We start from the raw sequence: 15632 nt of genomic DNA, 5'->3' as shown, positions 1-15632 counted from the left end.
AGTGGATGATCTTACCCACAACACTTCTTAAATTTCTTACCGCTTCCACAGATACACGGGTCGTTACGACCTACTTTTAGGCTACTCACTGGTTGGTTTAGGCGAGGATCTTGTTCTGGTTCTTCTTCTAGCTCTTCTTCTGGAAACGTGCCGTCAATGTAGTACCAAAGCCCATTTTCTTTCACGAAACGAGAACGCTCTGTCATACAGTAGCGTTTGCCGTCTTCATCAAAATAAGCGCTAAACTCTACAAAGCCTTCATTGTCATTACTGCCAGCTTCTGTTTTTACAACTTCAAGCTTGCACCAATCGCTGTCGATAGATTGGGCAATGCCTTCACGTTGCTCTTCTGCATTACAGCTTGGGTGGTATGTGTTCACCACGTAATCCACTAGACCTAACACATGCGCGCTGTAACGAGAGCGCATTAGCTGCTCCGGAGTGGTGACGTCAGCGTGGTTATTGTGGGCAATTTCACAACACTGTTGGTAGGTGCGGTTAGAGCCGCAAGGACAAGAAGAAGCCATAAAATGAAATCTCGATTAATTAAGCGGTAAAAACAAACAACCCCACATAAGTGAGGTCGCAGGTATTCTTTGGGGCATTATAGCCGTTTAGGGCGTTTGAGACAGCAGTTCTTGAGCCCATTCCGTCGATTGATTAAAAGCGTCTGCTAATTGAGGTTCGGTTAATTTAAGAACGGTGCAATATCGCTCGGCTAACTCCCAGTCCGCTTGTTCGTAGGCGATCGTCATCGAAAGTAAGTGACCAAGTACGCCTTTTCGACTGGTTAATGCGAGTTTTATATCTTCGTCAACGGGGATATCTTCAATGACATCCGAGAGCGGTTGATCGAGCAAAGATCCGAGCAAAGAAAACATGCCTGTCAAAAAAGCCTGCCCAGGGTCATACCTAGTGTTCATTTGACTAAGTAGCAGTTCACACATTCGTGCACGCTGAATCGCTAAAGAGTAAAGAGAGTCAGGTTTATCTTCTTGAACGGAGGCAATTGCAACTAAGGAAATAAAGCGTCGTAGTCGCTCTTCACCCAGATAAATAAGCGCCTGTCTGAACGATTTGATCTTAGTCGTTAATGTATATCCTGAATTTACGTAAGTAAGCAGCTTGTATGACAGCGTCACATCAATCGAAAACAGACGTTCAACCTCATTGAAGTCGATGGGCTTATCTGCAATCTCTTTACAAAGTTGGATGACGGTAAGAAACGCGGGGTTCAACCGTTTTTTCTGGATCATCTCAGGTTTGCTAAAAAAATACCCTTGAAAATAGTTAAAACCGGCTTCTAGAGCTTGCTCAAACTCTTCATAGGTCTCTACCTTTTCCGCAAGAAAGTCGATTTTAAATGGGCTCAACGCCTGAATAAAAATGGCAGCTTTCTTGATCGGCACAAGTCTAATATCAAACTTGATCATGGAAACGTATGGAAGAAAACGCTTCCAAGCTTTCGTCGGAACAAAATCATCCAGAGCAATTTTGTACCCGCACTCATGAAGGTGCTTGATGGCTTCTAACAGTTCTTCTGTCGGTTGGCAGTCTTCAAGGACTTCAATGACGAGAGATTCTTTAGGAAACAAAGTTGGGACCAAGTTCACCAAGCTTTGATGCGGAAAGTTAACAAAGCCAAGTTTGTTTCCTAATGTGTTGTAATGCGTCGACAAAAAATGATCGGATAGCAGTCGACTAGTAGCCAGCTCTGGTTCTACTTCAGGGAAGGTATTTTTAGGGCCGTCTCGAAAGAGGAGTTCGTAACCTATGGTTCGTTTTTCTCTATCCAGAATCGGTTGGCGAGCTACGTAAGAATACTTCAATTAGGTACTTCGTTCTGTTTAACTTAGTATTATGATAATAGCGATTTTTTACAAAATATCTACGACTTGAGCGTGAATCTTCTACACGCTCTACATGCTTAACGCAAATTCTGTATGAACGGTCTCGTTTGCAGGTCAAAACTATCAGAATTTACTTTTAAAACTGAGCCTTGCGTATACCAATCCCCTAAAACAATTCGGGTCTTTTTAATGCCATCGACGTCAAAAAAATGTGTGTTCGGGCGATGTGTGTGACCATGAATCATTATGTTGACGCAGTTCTGAGACATCACTTTCTCGACCTCATTTTGGTTAACGTCCATGATATCTAATGACTTGCTCATTTTATCATCACGAATATCGGATTGAACTTTTGAGACAATTTTCTTCTTAATGAACCAAGGAATACGGTTAAACAACCATTGTAGCCATGGCTTGTGAACGGTTTTTCTAAACTCTTGGTATTTCACATCGTCAATGCAGAGCGTATCGCCATGTAGGATTACGGCTTTTTGACCATAAAGATCAATCGTGCAGACATCGTCGAGTAATGTCATACCGGTTTCTTTGCAAAAGCGTTTGCCGAGTAAAAAATCTCGATTGCCTTGGATGAAAAAAGTTGGCACACCCGCATCCGTCAGTGCTTTAAATTCTGCACGGATTTGGTCTGCAAAAGGGGTGTTGTCATCGTCACCAATCCAGAACTCAAACAGATCGCCGAGTACATAAAGTGCATCAGCTTTTGTTGCTTCTGTTCGCATGAACGTCACAAAACATTCCGTGATATCAGGACGTGATGGGGTAAGGTGAAGATCGGAAATAAATAATGTCGTCATAGAAATAAGGGGAAGCTATGCCTCCCCATTAACTTATCTTTTAAAAATAATTCCTAAGAATTACTCTTCAATTGTTGTACCAGTGATTACTACGTCTTCTAGAGGTACGTCTTGGTGCATGCCGTAAGAACCAGTGCTAACGCCTTTGATCTTATTTACGATGTCCATGCCTTCGATTACTTCACCGAACACACAGTAACCCCAACCATCTAGGCTTTCGCTACGGAAGTCTAGGAATGTGTTGTTGTTTACGTTGATGAAGAACTGAGAGCTTGCTGAATGCGGCTCCATAGTACGTGCCATAGCAAGTGTACCCACTTTGTTGCTTAGGCCGTTGTTTGCTTCGTTCTTGATAGGTGCACGAGTCGCTTTTTCACGTAGACCAGACTCCATACCACCACCTTGGATCATGAAGCCGTCAATAACACGGTGGAAAAGCGTGTTGTCGTAGAAACCGTCGCGGCAGTACTGAAGGAAGTTTGCGCTTGTCTCTGGCGCTTTCTCTTCGTTTAGTTGAATCTTGATGTCACCAAAATTAGTGTGAAGGGTGATCATGCTACTTTCCTTTACTGTGTTGTGTTGAGCCCGAGATTCTAGCCTAAGTTCTAGTGCTTTAAAAACTCAGGAAGAGGAAATTCTTCGTTTTGTGCTTGAAGTTTAGCCGATTATCGTTTTATCGGTTAATTGCTATTACCTAACTAGGTTGGAGTTGATATACTCATCTTCTTTTATTCATTCACAATCATAGATAGAGATCATGTTAAAGATATATAACACACTCACAAGACAGAAAGAGGAATTCAAACCAATTACAGCTGGCAAAGTCGGTATGTATGTCTGTGGAGTTACCATCTACGATCTCTGTCACATTGGTCACGGTCGTACTTTCGTCTCTTTTGACGTTGTATCACGTTACCTTCGCTACTTGGGCTACGATCTGACGTTTGTACGTAACATCACAGATATCGACGATAAGATCATCAAACGTGCCGCAGAAAATGGTGAGTCTTGCGATTCATTGACTGAGCGTTTGATTGGTGAAATGCACGCTGATTTTGATGCGCTGAACATGAAACGTCCGGACGTTGAACCTCGTGCGACACAGTTTATTGCTGAAATCATCGAATTGGTTGAGAAGCTAATCGAGCGCGGTTTTGCATACGTTGCAGATAACGGTGACGTAATGTTTGAAGTGGGTAAGTTCAACGAATACGGCAAGCTTTCTAAGCAAGACCTTGATCAGCTTCAAGCTGGCGCGCGCGTTGATATCGAAACAGCAAAACGCAGCCCTCTAGACTTTGTACTTTGGAAGATGTCTAAGCCGGGTGAACCAACGTGGGAGTCACCATGGGGTCCTGGTCGTCCAGGTTGGCACATTGAGTGTTCAGCAATGAACTCTTCAATCCTAGGTAACCACTTCGACATTCACGGCGGCGGTTCTGACCTTCAGTTCCCACACCATGAAAATGAAATCGCGCAATCATGCTGTGCACACGATACACAATACGTGAACACATGGATGCACAGCGGCATGGTAATGGTAGACCGTGAGAAGATGTCTAAATCTCTAGGTAACTTCTTTACTATCCGTGACGTTCTTGGTCACTACGATGCTGAAACAGTGCGTTACTTCCTAATGTCTGGTCACTACCGTAGCCAGTTAAACTACAGCGAAGATAACCTAAACCAAGCACGTGCTTCGCTTGAGCGCCTGTACACATCTCTACGTGGTTTAGACCTAAACGCTGCGCCTGCTGGTGGTGAAGAGTACGTATCTCGCTTTACAGCAGCGATGAACGATGACTTCAATACACCAGAAGCGTACTCAGTTCTGTTCGACATGGCGCGCGAAGTTAACCGTCTGAAGACAGAAAACCTAGAGAAAGCGAGCGAGCTAGGTGCGCTAATGCGTGAACTAGCAGATGTGATCGGTATTCTTCACCAAGATCCAGAAGCCTTCCTAAAAGGTGATGCAGGTAACGATGATGAAGTGGCTGAAATCGAAGCTCTGATCAAGCTGCGTAACGACTCTCGTGCTGCGAAAGATTGGGCGAATGCAGATATGGCTCGTGACAAGCTGACCGAAATGGGCATTGTTCTGGAAGATGGTCCAGAAGGCACAACGTGGCGTCGTAAGTAATTGAATTTTCATTTTTAAAGGGCTGATAATTCAGCCCTTTTATTTTCCATTTCCATAAATTAAAACTTTAACTTTAGGTAATGCTCTGTGGCTCAGATGTATTTCTATTACTCAGCAATGAATGCGGGTAAATCAACAACGCTTCTTCAATCCTCTTTCAACTATCAAGAACGCGGCATGACGCCAGTTATTTTTACGGCTGCGCTAGATGATCGTTTTGGTGTCGGTAAAGTGAGCTCTCGTATTGGTCTTCAATCTGACGCACATTTATTTCGTCAGGATACCAATTTGTATCAAGAGATCGCAGATCTGAATGAGGTTGAAAAACGTCACTGTATTCTTGTTGATGAGTGTCAGTTCTTGTCGAAAGAACAAGTTTATCAACTTACTGAAGTCGTTGATAAGTTGCATATTCCAGTATTGTGTTACGGCCTTCGCACCGATTTTCTAGGCGAACTTTTTGAAGGCAGTAAGTATCTATTATCTTGGGCAGACAAGCTGGTTGAGCTCAAAACAATCTGCCATTGCGGCCGCAAAGCGAATATGGTTATTCGTACCGATGAACACGGCGTGGCAATTAAAGAAGGCGATCAAGTTGCGATCGGCGGTAACGATAAGTATGTCTCCGTATGCCGCCAACATTACAAAGAAGCGCTCGGTAAATAAGCCGTATTGATATAGAAAAGCCACCGTACTTGGTGGCTTTTTGTTTGTCGGTTAGAAAAAGCTAGACTAAGTCAAAACCAAATCGCTCGAGTAAAGCCTGGTAAGAAGATTCGACTTGCTGAGGGATGTTCTGCTCGGTTTGAAATCCTTTCTCTGGATAGCTTTTCACGCGAGAGAAATCTTCCATTAGTGCTTCTAGCACCATCATTAATGGCATGTCTTCATTAATGTACTCAAAAAATGGAAGAGCCGCAGAGCTTACTTGGAGCTGAGTGTAGGGTGACTGCCACTGTTTTTCAAATGTCGCGATTGCTCTACGCTCCATAAACGGTTTTTGTACCAGAATAAACGAGGAACACTGTTTTCCTTCCTCTTTTAATCGTTGCTCAGTAAAGCGAACGTTTTCTCCACTGTTTGTGGATTTAGTCTCGAGCAAAATTGCTTCACTTGGAACGCCCGACAACTTTGCAATCTCGGCAAAGGTTTCTGCCTCGCTTTTTTCAAACAGTCCATCTGTGAAGCGACCTTCACCCCCTGAAAATACAATCAAAGGTGCCAACTTTTGGTGGTAGAGCTTGGCAGCGTGCTCCGCTACACGCACATCATTACTGCACATCACAAACAAACAGTCCGCAGGTTTCAGTTCATGTTTGAGTTGCATGTAATCCCAAAGCGTTTCTATATGTCTATAGAGTCTCATAGCGCATCCAAAGTTGAATTGAAGTGAAATCGATAACCAAGTGAGAGTAGTTTGTCAGCAAGAATACGCTTGTCAGCTTGCTCTGTGACGGGTGGAAGAGGTATCTCACTTCCGATTTTGTTTATGGCAGCTTGGTAGAACTCAGCCTTGCTGACAGTATGAGGTGTCGTAACATTAATGACTTGGTTGCTTAAATTGCCTAAGGCAAATTTCGCAGCCGAGACAGCATCATCTTGATGAAGCATATTAGCTGGTGCTTTACGACTAACTTGTTGAAGCCTTGCTGCAAAGCGAGATGGGTGTCTATCTGGCCCGATTAATCCGCTACAACGTAGAATAACAAAGCTAATATTCGAGTCGATAACATGCTGCTCTGCTTGAAGCATAATACGTGCATTGTCAGAGAAATAAGGGCTTTCGGCTGCTAAAGAGATTGACGCGTCAGCTTCTTCCATATCGGAAGCAAGGTTAGGGTAAACCGTTGTAGAGCTGATCATGAGAAGTTTTTCAACGTTGTTTTGCTTAGCTGCGTTGGCAAGTATTTGCCATTGCTGTGCATATTCTTGACCGCGTCCTTTACGAAATCCTGGAGGAAAAGCACCGATAACGTGCGTAATTTGATGCTGTTTGAGCAGCTCATCTAGCCGTGCTGTGGCGTTCAATTGATTGAAATCGAACAATGCGGAGTGAGTTAATGAGGTGGGTAACTCTTTTAATCGAGTTTGGCTACGACGAGTGACAACAACATAGTGTCCATCTTTCATCAATGTTTCTGCTAGCGGAGTTCCGAGCCAGCCTGCACCTACGATCAATGTATTTGCCATTTGGGTCTTCCTACTTACTTATGTCTGCCCGAATAGGTTGAGCAGTTCTGCTTTGGCTTGTTGATGGAGGGGATCTGAATGCCATTTCTGGTGCTGAATAAGGTCAACATTGACTTGCCAAGCCAGTTTTGTGAAATCATCCCCAACTTTTTTTAATGTATTAGGTGAATACGCGACTAAATGCTGTGGTAGAAAGCACCAACCAAACCCTTTATTCGCCAATTCCAACAAAATATAGTAGTTATCAGCGTACCAGATATCTGGGCTAAATGCTTGATTGAGACCACATGGCTCTGCACTTTTGGATCGTATGACCAATTGACGATGTTGTTTTAGTTGATCAATGTGAGTGATTTGCTGCTTTGCTAAAGGATGTGTTGAAGAGACATAGACATCAAATGCAATATTGCCAAGATTGGTGAAATCGATGTGCCTTGGCATTTGTAAATCACTCAAAATAATCCCAGTCGTGGCGCGTTCCGACTTAACCAATTCAATGATATCAGGGCTTGATGCCGTTAAGCATTCAACTTGTAAGTGTGGAAAGCGTTGCTCTAACTTCTTTAGCACATCCGGCAAGCGAGTCAGAGGAATCCCTTCATCAATAGCTAAGACTAATTTGTTCGTTGGCGTGGAAAAGAGCTGCGATGCCCTATTGTTTAGGCGGTCGAGTTGGCTGATTGTTGCTTGTGCATAAGGTACGAGCGCGAGGCCATTCTCAGTTAATTTAGGGTACCTGCCTGATCGATCAAAAAGCTCAACGCCACAGTCGATCTCCATATTCATGATGTGCTGGCTCACTACAGATTGAGCTCGCCCCAGTTTTCTAGCTGCTCCTGAAAATGATCCTGCTTCTGATGTAGCAATAAAAGCTTGCAGTTGTTCGATGGTAAACATATCGCTTAAACCGATGGTATCTAACTTTTGGTTATCTAAATAATAGATAAAATTCTAAGCATTGAGTAGAACTATTTGGACAGAGAAATATGACTCGTAACGAACGAATTTTTCATGCAGTACTTTTTGAGTTAATCGCACTCGCGATTATTGTACCAGCGGCTTCATTGATCACTGGAAAGGGCTCTAGTGATCTTGCGTTGGTTGGGGTCGGGTTGAGCATGTATACCGTGATATGGAACTACATCTACAACTTGTACTTTGATAAGTGGTTTGGTGGCAATCGAGCTGAGCGAAGTTTAGCGATGCGGCTTGGACACACTGTTGGTTTCGAGGGAGGATTGATCTTTATCTCTCTACCTGTGATTGCCTGGTTCTTAGAAATTACGCTTCTTCAAGCTCTGATGCTGGAAGCCGGCTTCCTCGTTTTCTTTCTATTTTATGCTACTGGTTTTAACTGGTTGTATGACAAGGTTCAACCATTTAGCAAAATGAAAAAGCGATTATTGCCGCAGGCATCGACAGGAAAAATATAGGACTAAAAAACGCCACCGAGTTCGGTGGCGTTTTTTGTTCAAATTACACAGACAAAACTCTTAAAATCTTATCTGCATGTTCTGCAACTTCAATGCCTTCGTCTGTTAGATAACCACCGTCAGGCTGTGTACAAAGTTGCTTCTTATATAGACGAGCAACGGCTGCCTGCATTTCTTCTGACGCGTCTGTATGAACTTTAATACCAGTTGCAGCACTACTTAGGTCGAACTGAAGAAGTAGATTCAATTCGGCGATATGTTCAGCTGAATATTTCATAAATGATTCCTTTGCGCTTTTTTTACCAAGCTAGTCTGAAAAGTAGCGTTGGGCAACATTCAACGACAAGAAGTGTTAAGTATGGCGCTATCAGGCTGATATAACGCAGGATCTTTGTTCGAAAGGCCGAATACTTGTTAAGTATCAATGATACTTACGGTAGCGAATGATAGGCGCTATTTATTGCTTGATCTCCCAATAACAACGATTTTAGTAAACACGCCAAATAGCACTTGAAAAAATAGGGAAATAGAGCGATTATCCGCGCCTCTTTAAATGTTTCTAAATGTTACACCAGAATGAACTTTAATCAGTTTGACTCACTATTACCGCCACAAGCTGCGGAACGCGCGGCTGAAGTGGGGGTAGGCAAAGCAACGAAAGCTCCAATCAAATCTTTTCTGCTCGCCATTTCTGCGGGGCTTCATATTGGTATTGCTTTCATCTTCTATACCACAGTAACGACAGGCGCAGGCGAGCTGCCTTGGGGCATTACACGACTCATTGGTGGTCTGGCATTTAGCCTTGGTTTGATTTTGGTGGTGGTTACTGGCGGCGAGCTTTTCACTAGCTCTGTGCTAACACTAGTTGCGCGTGCGAGTGGAAAAATCTCTTGGCAAGCACTTATCAAAAACTGGTTGGTGGTTTACTTTGGCAATATGGTTGGGGCCATTTTGCTCGTGGCCTGTATGCTAGTTACCAAGCAATATATGTTTGATCATGGCCAAGTTGGTCTTAACGCGATGGCGATCTCCCAACACAAATTACATCATGGTTTCTTTGCTGCTGTTGCGCTTGGCATTATGTGTAACGTATTAGTTTGTATTGCAGTTTGGATGACGTTTAGTGGGCGAACATTGACAGATAAAATAGCGGTCATGATTTTGCCTGTGGCTATGTTCGTGTCGGCAGGTTTTGAGCACTGTATTGCGAACATGTTCCAAGTACCTATGGCGATTGGTATTAAGTACTTTGCGCCAGAAGCGTTTTGGCAAATGACAGGGGCAGATATTGCAAACTACGCGGACTTAAACATGATGGGGTTCATCGTAAACAACCTAATTCCTGTTACGATAGGAAACATTATTGGTGGTGGCGTATTTGTTGGCATGTGGTATTGGATGATTTATCTACGCGATGAAGATAACCATTTGCGATAAGTTTAGAAGATCACAAGAAAGGCGAACCAGATGGTTCGCCTTTCTTTTTATTTGTCTCTGCAAATGTCAAATAAGTCGAGTCATGCTAAATCAACTCTTCGTTGATGCCAAAATCGGTTGGGAGCCAATGAGAAGTTACTTCCTTTGGTTCTTGAACTAGCCAATCCAGAGGTGCATCGGACAGGAGTTCATCGTAATTTTCTTTGATCATTAAGACATCCATGTACGTCTCTCCAAGTTTGTGGTCACTGCCTTTACTATAAAATTAGAACATGTCAGTCACGTGATCAATGCATGACGATTCGATTGATCACTTATGTTGCTATGTTTCTGGTTGCGTATGGGTTTTGGGGGCTTATCCACATTTTCTGTGGATAACCTGTATCAAAGGTCGTGCGTATCTAAACTTGCAAAGAAAATTTCATAAAATTAGAGGCTTATATCAAAAAGAATTCTGCCTGACTTTTCATCTGAAAGCGTCTTGATGAGTGCTCGAAGAATAGTTGAGTTATTCAGTTATAAGTACGTTCGACTTGGCACCATAAGTTGTTTAACGGGCTTTACCCACAAGCGCCAACTAACCGTGAGTTTTGGTCGATTCGGGTTGCTCGATTTTTATCTTGATTCGGCCTTCTTTGGTTTGTACCCAGCGCAATGTCATTTCTAACGTTATGGTTACGGAGGCACTCAACATGACGAAAATAGCCAGCATAATTACTAACTGGTATTTAATCGCAACCATCGGGCTCGCGCCACCTAGAATTTGACCGGTCATCATACCCGGTAAGGTAACCAGTCCTGTAGTGGCCATAGAAGCTAAAGTCGGGGCAAGGGACTTTCTAAGAGCCTCTTGAATGAAGGGGAAGGATGCGTAGCGAGGAGAGGCTCCAAGTGAGATTGCAGCCTCATATTCTGCTTGTCTCTGCTCAAAAGCCGTAAACAAATTCTGAAGAGCGATGATATTACTACTCAAGCTGTTACCCAATAACATACCAGCAAGTGGGATCATGTACTGCGCATTGTAAATAGGGGATGGTTGCACTAGGCCTGCTGTAATTGCTATCAGAAGTGGTATTAGACCACAGGTAAGGCCCGTTAGTAGCGGAAGCATAAGTGGCTTTTTAGGTAAGTGAGCTTTTCCCGCAATTGAGCTGGCACCAATCAGTAGCATGATGGCAAGCCAAAGTATATTGACAAGTAAGCTGTTTAATTGAAAAAGATATTCTAAATACACGCCAATCAATATGAGCTGAAGTGTCATTCGGATAACACTGATTATGGTGTCTTTTGCTATCCCTAATTTGTAGCGGGCATTGATAAAGAAGGGGACCAATAAAATCAAACCAAACAGTGCCAGTTTGACCCAGCTTATATCCACCACGTTATCCATAATCGCTCCTTGAAAATACGCGAATAATTGTATCTAAGCCTCCCCTTTATATGAACCACTATGTGCACTTTTTGCTGTTCTTAAAGTAAACCTTGAGTGCTATTTTAGACATTAATACGCAGCATTTTGTTTACAAACGGTTATCTTTTTCGGAGTTTTTAAGTCGATTTATGGCATGGTAATTACGATTTAAATGTGATCGATGTTTCTTAAATGTTGGTTATTTAACAACTCCTTAAAAGACTTATTTTGTCACATCTGTTCATGTTTTTTAATAAATAACATCAATCCATCATATCTCTGGATGAGCTCAAAAAAGTGTTGAATTACAAGGTCTGAGGTCGCTTATTTGATTGAACCCTACTATTAGCATGGTCTAACATTTTCCATTAGAGATTGTAAAAAACTTAAGCTTGGTTACGCGGGCTTTTCAATAACACTAGATACAAAATAGGCAAATGTATGAGTGATGTTAATAAAATTGAGAGTGGTGAAAAACGCTCCCTGGAGTGGAAGTCGTTCCTCTTCATTGCAGTTGTTCTCTTCCCAATTCTGAGTGTGGCCTTTGTTGGCGGCTACGGGTTCATCGTTTGGATGTTGCAAGTCTTCTTCTTTGGGCCTCCAGGCGCGCACGGCATGTAAGCCAGTGAGCTCATAACCACACTTTTGAAAAGATTTTAAGAGAGCAAATAATGAAATCATTAATCATTAAACTGTGGCGTACCATGACGCGCCCAGCTGTACATATCAGCCTAGGTGTGCTGACTATGGGCGGCTTTATTGCTGGTGTTATCTTTTGGGGTGGCTTTAACACCGCTCTAGAAGCAACCAACACAGAAGAATTCTGTATTAGTTGTCACACAATGCGTGACAACGTGTACGTTGAGCTACAAGAAACGGTGCACTGGAAAAACCACTCTGGTGTTCGTGCTACCTGTCCTGATTGTCACGTTCCACATAACTGGACAGATAAGATCGCTCGTAAGATGCAAGCTTCTAAAGAAGTATTTGCACAAGTATTTGGCAACTACGACGAACCGGGTGTGTTCGAAGAGCGTCGTATCGAACTTGCTAAACACGAATGGGATCGTTTCTCGGCAAACAAATCTCTGGAGTGTAAAAACTGTCACAACTACGAATCGATGGATTTCGAGCAAATGTCTCCTACGGCTCGTATCCAAATGAAGCAAGCCGCTGAGAAAGATCAAAGCTGTGTTGACTGTCACAAGGGTATTGCGCACAACCTACCAGCAGGCATGGACAGCATTGGCGGTATCGTGGGTGATCTAGAGGGTATGACTTCTAACACGGATTACGGCGTTGGTCAGCAACTCGTGAGCGTTCGTCACCTACCAATTTACTTTGATGCGCAAGGCAGTAAAGAAGCTGGTCTTCTTAATCCTGCATCGACCGTTAAAGTTCTTGAAGACAAAGGCGAGTTTGTTGAGATCGAAATTGACGGTTGGCGCAAAGCAAAAGGTTTTGGTCGTGTAATTCAAGAAGACTTCGGTAAGAACATTGCGACTGCGTCTCTGATGAAAGAAGCAGCAACAGACAGCAACATTGTGACGACTGGTGAGAAAAAAGTGGATGAGCTAACAGGCCTTCCTTGGGAAAAAGTAGCGGCGAAAGTATGGATTAAGAAAGAGTCTATGCTGAACGACATCAATCCTGTTTGGGAAAAATCTCGTGAAGCCTACAAGACCAATTGTTCTGTATGTCACACTCAACCTGCGGAAGCGCACTTCGACGCGAACACCTGGCCAGGTATGTTCGACGGTATGTTGGCGTTCGTTAACCTAGATACAGACAGTGAAGCACTGATCTTGAAGTATCTACAGAAACACTCTTCAGATTATGCTGAAGGTCACCACTAATAAGCGTCGGATTGGAGTAATTTTAAATGGCTATTACACGAAGAAGTTTTCTTAAAGGTGTAGCAACCACAAGTGCAGCGTCAGTAATTGGTCCTAGCTTATTGGCGTCCGCCTCTGCAAATGCCGTTGAGACGACAGGTACTTGGAAAGTAACCGGTTCTCACTGGGGCGCGTTCCGCGCCCACATCTACGCGGGTAAAGTTCAAGAGATCAAGCCGCTAGAGCTAGACAAAAACCCAACAGAAATGTTGAACGGCATTAAGGGTATTATCTACAGCCCTTCACGTGTTCGTTACCCAATGGTTCGTCTAGATTGGTTGAAGAAACACAAATACAGCGCAGATACTCGCGGTAACAACCGTTTCATCCGAGTAACTTGGGATGAAGCGCTAGATTTGTTTTATCGCGAACTAGAACGTATTCAAAAAGACTACGGCCCATGGGCGCTGCATGCAGGTCAAACAGGTTGGAACCAAACGGGTTCATTTAACAACTGTACAGCGCACATGCAACGTGCAGTAGGTATGCACGGCAACTTCATCACTAAAGTAGGTGACTACTCGACGGGTGCAGGTCAAACCATTATGCCGTACGTGCTAGGTTCAACCGAAGTGTACGCACAAGGTACGTCTTGGTCTGAGATCCTAGAAAACTCTGACAACATCGTTCTTTGGGCTAACGACCCAGTGAAAAACCTTCAAGTAGGTTGGAACTGTGAAACGCATGAGTCGTTTAAGTACCTTGCACAACTAAAAGAAAAAGTGGCGAAAGGTGAGATCAACGTTCTATCTGTAGACCCAGTGAAGAACAAAACTCAGCGCTACTTAGAGAACGATCACTTGTACATCAACCCGCTGACAGACGTAGCGTTCATGCTCGCTGTGGCACACGTGTTGTACAACGAAAACCTGTACGATAAGAAGTTCATTGATACTTACTGTCTCGGCTTTGAAGAGTTCATTCAATACGTTCAAGGTAAGACAAAAGACAAAGTAGAGAAGACGCCTGAATGGGCAGCAGCGATTTGTGGCGTGAAAGCGGACAAGATCCGTGAATTCGCACGCATGCTAGTCAGCGGTCGTACACAGATCCTGATGGGTTGGTGTATCCAGCGTCAAGAGCACGGTGAGCAGCCATACTGGGCAGCGGCTGTGGTTGCTGCAATGGTTGGTCAAATCGGTCTACCTGGCGGTGGTATCTCTTACGGTCACCATTACTCAAGTATCGGTGTGCCTTCTACTGGTTTCGCGGGCCCTGGTGGTTTCCCTCGTAACCTTGACCAAGGTATGAAACCGAAGTGGGACAACAACGACTTTAACGGTTACAGTCGTACTATCCCTGTTGCACGTTGGATCGACTGTCTGCTAGAGCCTGGCAAAGAGATCAACTACAACGGCGGTAAAGTGAAACTGCCAGACTTCAAGATGATGGTTATCTCGGGTTGTAACCCATGGCACCACCATCAAGATCGTAACCGCATGAAGAAAGCGTTCCGCAAGCTTCAAACGGTTGTAACGATCGAGTTTGCTTGGACTGCGACATGTCGTTTCTCAGATATCGTTCTACCGGCGTGTACGCAATGGGAACGTAACGACATCGACGTATACGGTTCATACTCGAACAAAGGTCTGATTGCGATGCATCGCCTAGTTGATCCATTGTTCCAATCTAAGCCTGACTTCCAAATCATGAGTGAACTAACTCAGCGTTTTGGTCGCCGCGAAGAATACACTCGTGGTATGAGCGAGATGGAGTGGATCGAAAGCCTATACAACGATTGTAAGAAAGCGAACGAAGGTAAGTTCGAAATGCCAGAATTCAATGAGTTCTGGGAGAAGAGCGTACTAGACTTCGGTGAAGGTAAACCTTGGGTTCGTCACGCGGACTTCCGTAAAGACCCTGAGCTTAACCCTCTAGGTACACCGTCTGGCTTCATCGAGATTACATCACGTAAGATCGGCCGTTACGGTTACGAACACTGTCAAGAGCACCCAATGTGGTTCGAAAAATCAGAGCGTTCACACGGTGGCCCTGGTTCAGACAAATACCCATTCTGGTTGCAGTCTTGTCACCCAGACAAGCGTCTGCACTCTCAAATGTGTGAGTCTGAAGAGTTCCGCGCGACTTACGCGGTACAAGGTCGTGAGCCGGTTTACATCAACCCAGCGGATGCCAAAGCAAAAGGTATCAAAGATGGTGATTTGGTACGTGTATTCAACGGTCGTGGTCAGCTGTTAGCTGGTGCTGTTTTGACTGACAGCTACCCACGTGGCGTTATTCGTATCGAAGAAGGTGCATGGTACGGTCCTCTAAACGAGAAAGAAGGCGCAATCTGTACCTACGGTGATCCTAACACCCTAACGCAAGACATCGGTTCTTCTGAGCTTGCACAGGCGACTTCTGCGAACACATGTATCGTAGACTTCGAGAAGTTCACAGGTAAAGTGCCGCCAGTCACTTCATTTGGTGGTCCGATCGAAGTTGCTTAATTAGTGCAGTT

Annotated in this window: 17 protein-coding genes; 7 read left to right on the top strand and 10 right to left on the bottom strand. The window is 43.9% G+C overall.

From position 1 onward, the window contains the following. Window positions 1-11: 11 nt before the first annotated feature. The 4 genes from R7P69_RS09230 to R7P69_RS09215 all read right to left on the bottom strand — a co-directional run bounded on the left by R7P69_RS09230 (window position 12) and on the right by R7P69_RS09215 (window position 3220). The gene (locus R7P69_RS09230) at window positions 12-527 is read right to left on the bottom strand and encodes a YchJ family protein (RefSeq protein ID WP_031812834.1); all 516 of its coding nucleotides are present in this window, start codon (window positions 525-527) and stop codon (window positions 12-14) included. 87 nt (window positions 528-614) lie between these two features. Continuing rightward, the gene (locus R7P69_RS09225) at window positions 615-1829 is read right to left on the bottom strand and encodes an EAL and HDOD domain-containing protein (RefSeq protein ID WP_017821720.1); all 1215 of its coding nucleotides are present in this window, start codon (window positions 1827-1829) and stop codon (window positions 615-617) included. A gap of 98 nt (window positions 1830-1927) precedes the next feature. Further along, the gene (lpxH, locus tag R7P69_RS09220) at window positions 1928-2665 is read right to left on the bottom strand and encodes a UDP-2,3-diacylglucosamine diphosphatase (RefSeq protein ID WP_005378157.1); all 738 of its coding nucleotides are present in this window, start codon (window positions 2663-2665) and stop codon (window positions 1928-1930) included. A gap of 60 nt (window positions 2666-2725) precedes the next feature. After that, a complete protein-coding gene (locus tag R7P69_RS09215) occupies window positions 2726-3220 on the bottom strand; it encodes a peptidylprolyl isomerase (protein WP_005378156.1) in 495 nt (164 codons plus the stop codon). Between the two features lie 202 nt (window positions 3221-3422). Between R7P69_RS09215 and cysS the strand changes: the two genes are divergently transcribed. Then, window positions 3423-4805, top strand: coding sequence for a cysteine--tRNA ligase (gene cysS / locus R7P69_RS09210; RefSeq protein ID WP_005378155.1), 1383 nt, complete (start codon window positions 3423-3425; stop codon window positions 4803-4805). An 87-nt stretch (window positions 4806-4892) separates the two neighbouring features. Then, a complete protein-coding gene (locus R7P69_RS09205; protein WP_042522050.1) occupies window positions 4893-5471 on the top strand; it encodes a thymidine kinase in 579 nt (192 codons plus the stop codon). 61 nt (window positions 5472-5532) lie between these two features. Here the strand turns inward: R7P69_RS09205 and R7P69_RS09200 are convergent, their stop codons facing one another. From R7P69_RS09200 to R7P69_RS09190, 3 genes are read right to left on the bottom strand one after another with little or no spacing between them, the layout of a single operon-like run. After that, window positions 5533-6171 carry a YdcF family protein gene (locus R7P69_RS09200; RefSeq protein WP_042522048.1) on the bottom strand — a complete coding sequence of 213 codons (639 nt, stop codon included), beginning with the start codon at window positions 6169-6171 and terminating at the stop codon, window positions 5533-5535. Further along, on the bottom strand, window positions 6168-6995 hold the full coding sequence (locus R7P69_RS09195; protein WP_017634682.1) for an NAD-dependent epimerase/dehydratase family protein: 828 nt from the start codon (window positions 6993-6995) through the stop codon (window positions 6168-6170). The genes R7P69_RS09200 and R7P69_RS09195 overlap by 4 nt, the downstream gene beginning before the upstream one ends. An 18-nt stretch (window positions 6996-7013) precedes the next feature. After that, on the bottom strand, window positions 7014-7892 hold the full coding sequence (locus tag R7P69_RS09190) for a LysR family transcriptional regulator (protein WP_005378151.1): 879 nt from the start codon (window positions 7890-7892) through the stop codon (window positions 7014-7016). Between the two features lie 89 nt (window positions 7893-7981). Here R7P69_RS09190 and R7P69_RS09185 point away from each other — a divergent pair, with 89 nt between their 5' ends. Beyond that, complete coding sequence (locus R7P69_RS09185) at window positions 7982-8428, top strand: PACE efflux transporter (protein ID WP_005378150.1); 447 nt, start codon at window positions 7982-7984, stop codon at window positions 8426-8428. Window positions 8429-8471: 43 nt separating this feature from the next. On the opposite strand, the gene R7P69_RS09180 is transcribed toward R7P69_RS09185, so the two are convergent. Then, complete coding sequence (locus R7P69_RS09180; protein ID WP_005387662.1) at window positions 8472-8705, bottom strand: TIGR02647 family protein; 234 nt, start codon at window positions 8703-8705, stop codon at window positions 8472-8474. Between the two features lie 299 nt (window positions 8706-9004). On the opposite strand from R7P69_RS09180, the gene focA reads away from it, so the two are divergent. Further along, complete coding sequence (focA, locus tag R7P69_RS09175) at window positions 9005-9865, top strand: formate transporter FocA (RefSeq protein ID WP_005378146.1); 861 nt, start codon at window positions 9005-9007, stop codon at window positions 9863-9865. 85 nt (window positions 9866-9950) lie between these two features. Here the strand turns inward: focA and R7P69_RS09170 are convergent, their stop codons facing one another. Together R7P69_RS09170 and R7P69_RS09165 are read right to left on the bottom strand one after the other, a co-directional pair. Continuing rightward, window positions 9951-10088 (bottom strand): hypothetical protein, encoded by a 138-nt coding sequence (locus tag R7P69_RS09170; protein WP_005378145.1) that lies wholly within the window; start codon window positions 10086-10088, stop codon window positions 9951-9953. A 354-nt stretch (window positions 10089-10442) separates the two neighbouring features. Further along, window positions 10443-11255, bottom strand: a complete 813-nt coding sequence (locus R7P69_RS09165; protein ID WP_017634681.1) for an ABC transporter permease — start codon at window positions 11253-11255, stop codon at window positions 10443-10445. Between the two features lie 462 nt (window positions 11256-11717). On the opposite strand from R7P69_RS09165, the gene torE reads away from it, so the two are divergent. From torE to torA, 3 genes are read left to right on the top strand one after another with little or no spacing between them, the layout of a single operon-like run. After that, window positions 11718-11897, top strand: coding sequence for a trimethylamine N-oxide reductase system protein TorE (torE, locus tag R7P69_RS09160; protein ID WP_005378141.1), 180 nt, complete (start codon window positions 11718-11720; stop codon window positions 11895-11897). A gap of 50 nt (window positions 11898-11947) precedes the next feature. Then, a complete protein-coding gene (gene torC / locus R7P69_RS09155; protein WP_005378139.1) occupies window positions 11948-13132 on the top strand; it encodes a pentaheme c-type cytochrome TorC in 1185 nt (394 codons plus the stop codon). Window positions 13133-13158: 26 nt separating this feature from the next. Next, window positions 13159-15621 (top strand): trimethylamine-N-oxide reductase TorA, encoded by a 2463-nt coding sequence (gene torA, locus R7P69_RS09150; protein ID WP_005378138.1) that lies wholly within the window; start codon window positions 13159-13161, stop codon window positions 15619-15621. Window positions 15622-15632: the final 11 nt, after the last annotated feature.

The organism is Vibrio sp. 661 (assembly GCF_033339315.1).
GTDB classification, from domain to species: Bacteria; Pseudomonadota; Gammaproteobacteria; order Enterobacterales; family Vibrionaceae; genus Vibrio; species Vibrio alginolyticus.
Note: the sequence above shows the minus strand (reverse complement) of the source record. Positions and strands in the feature narration are given on the sequence as shown.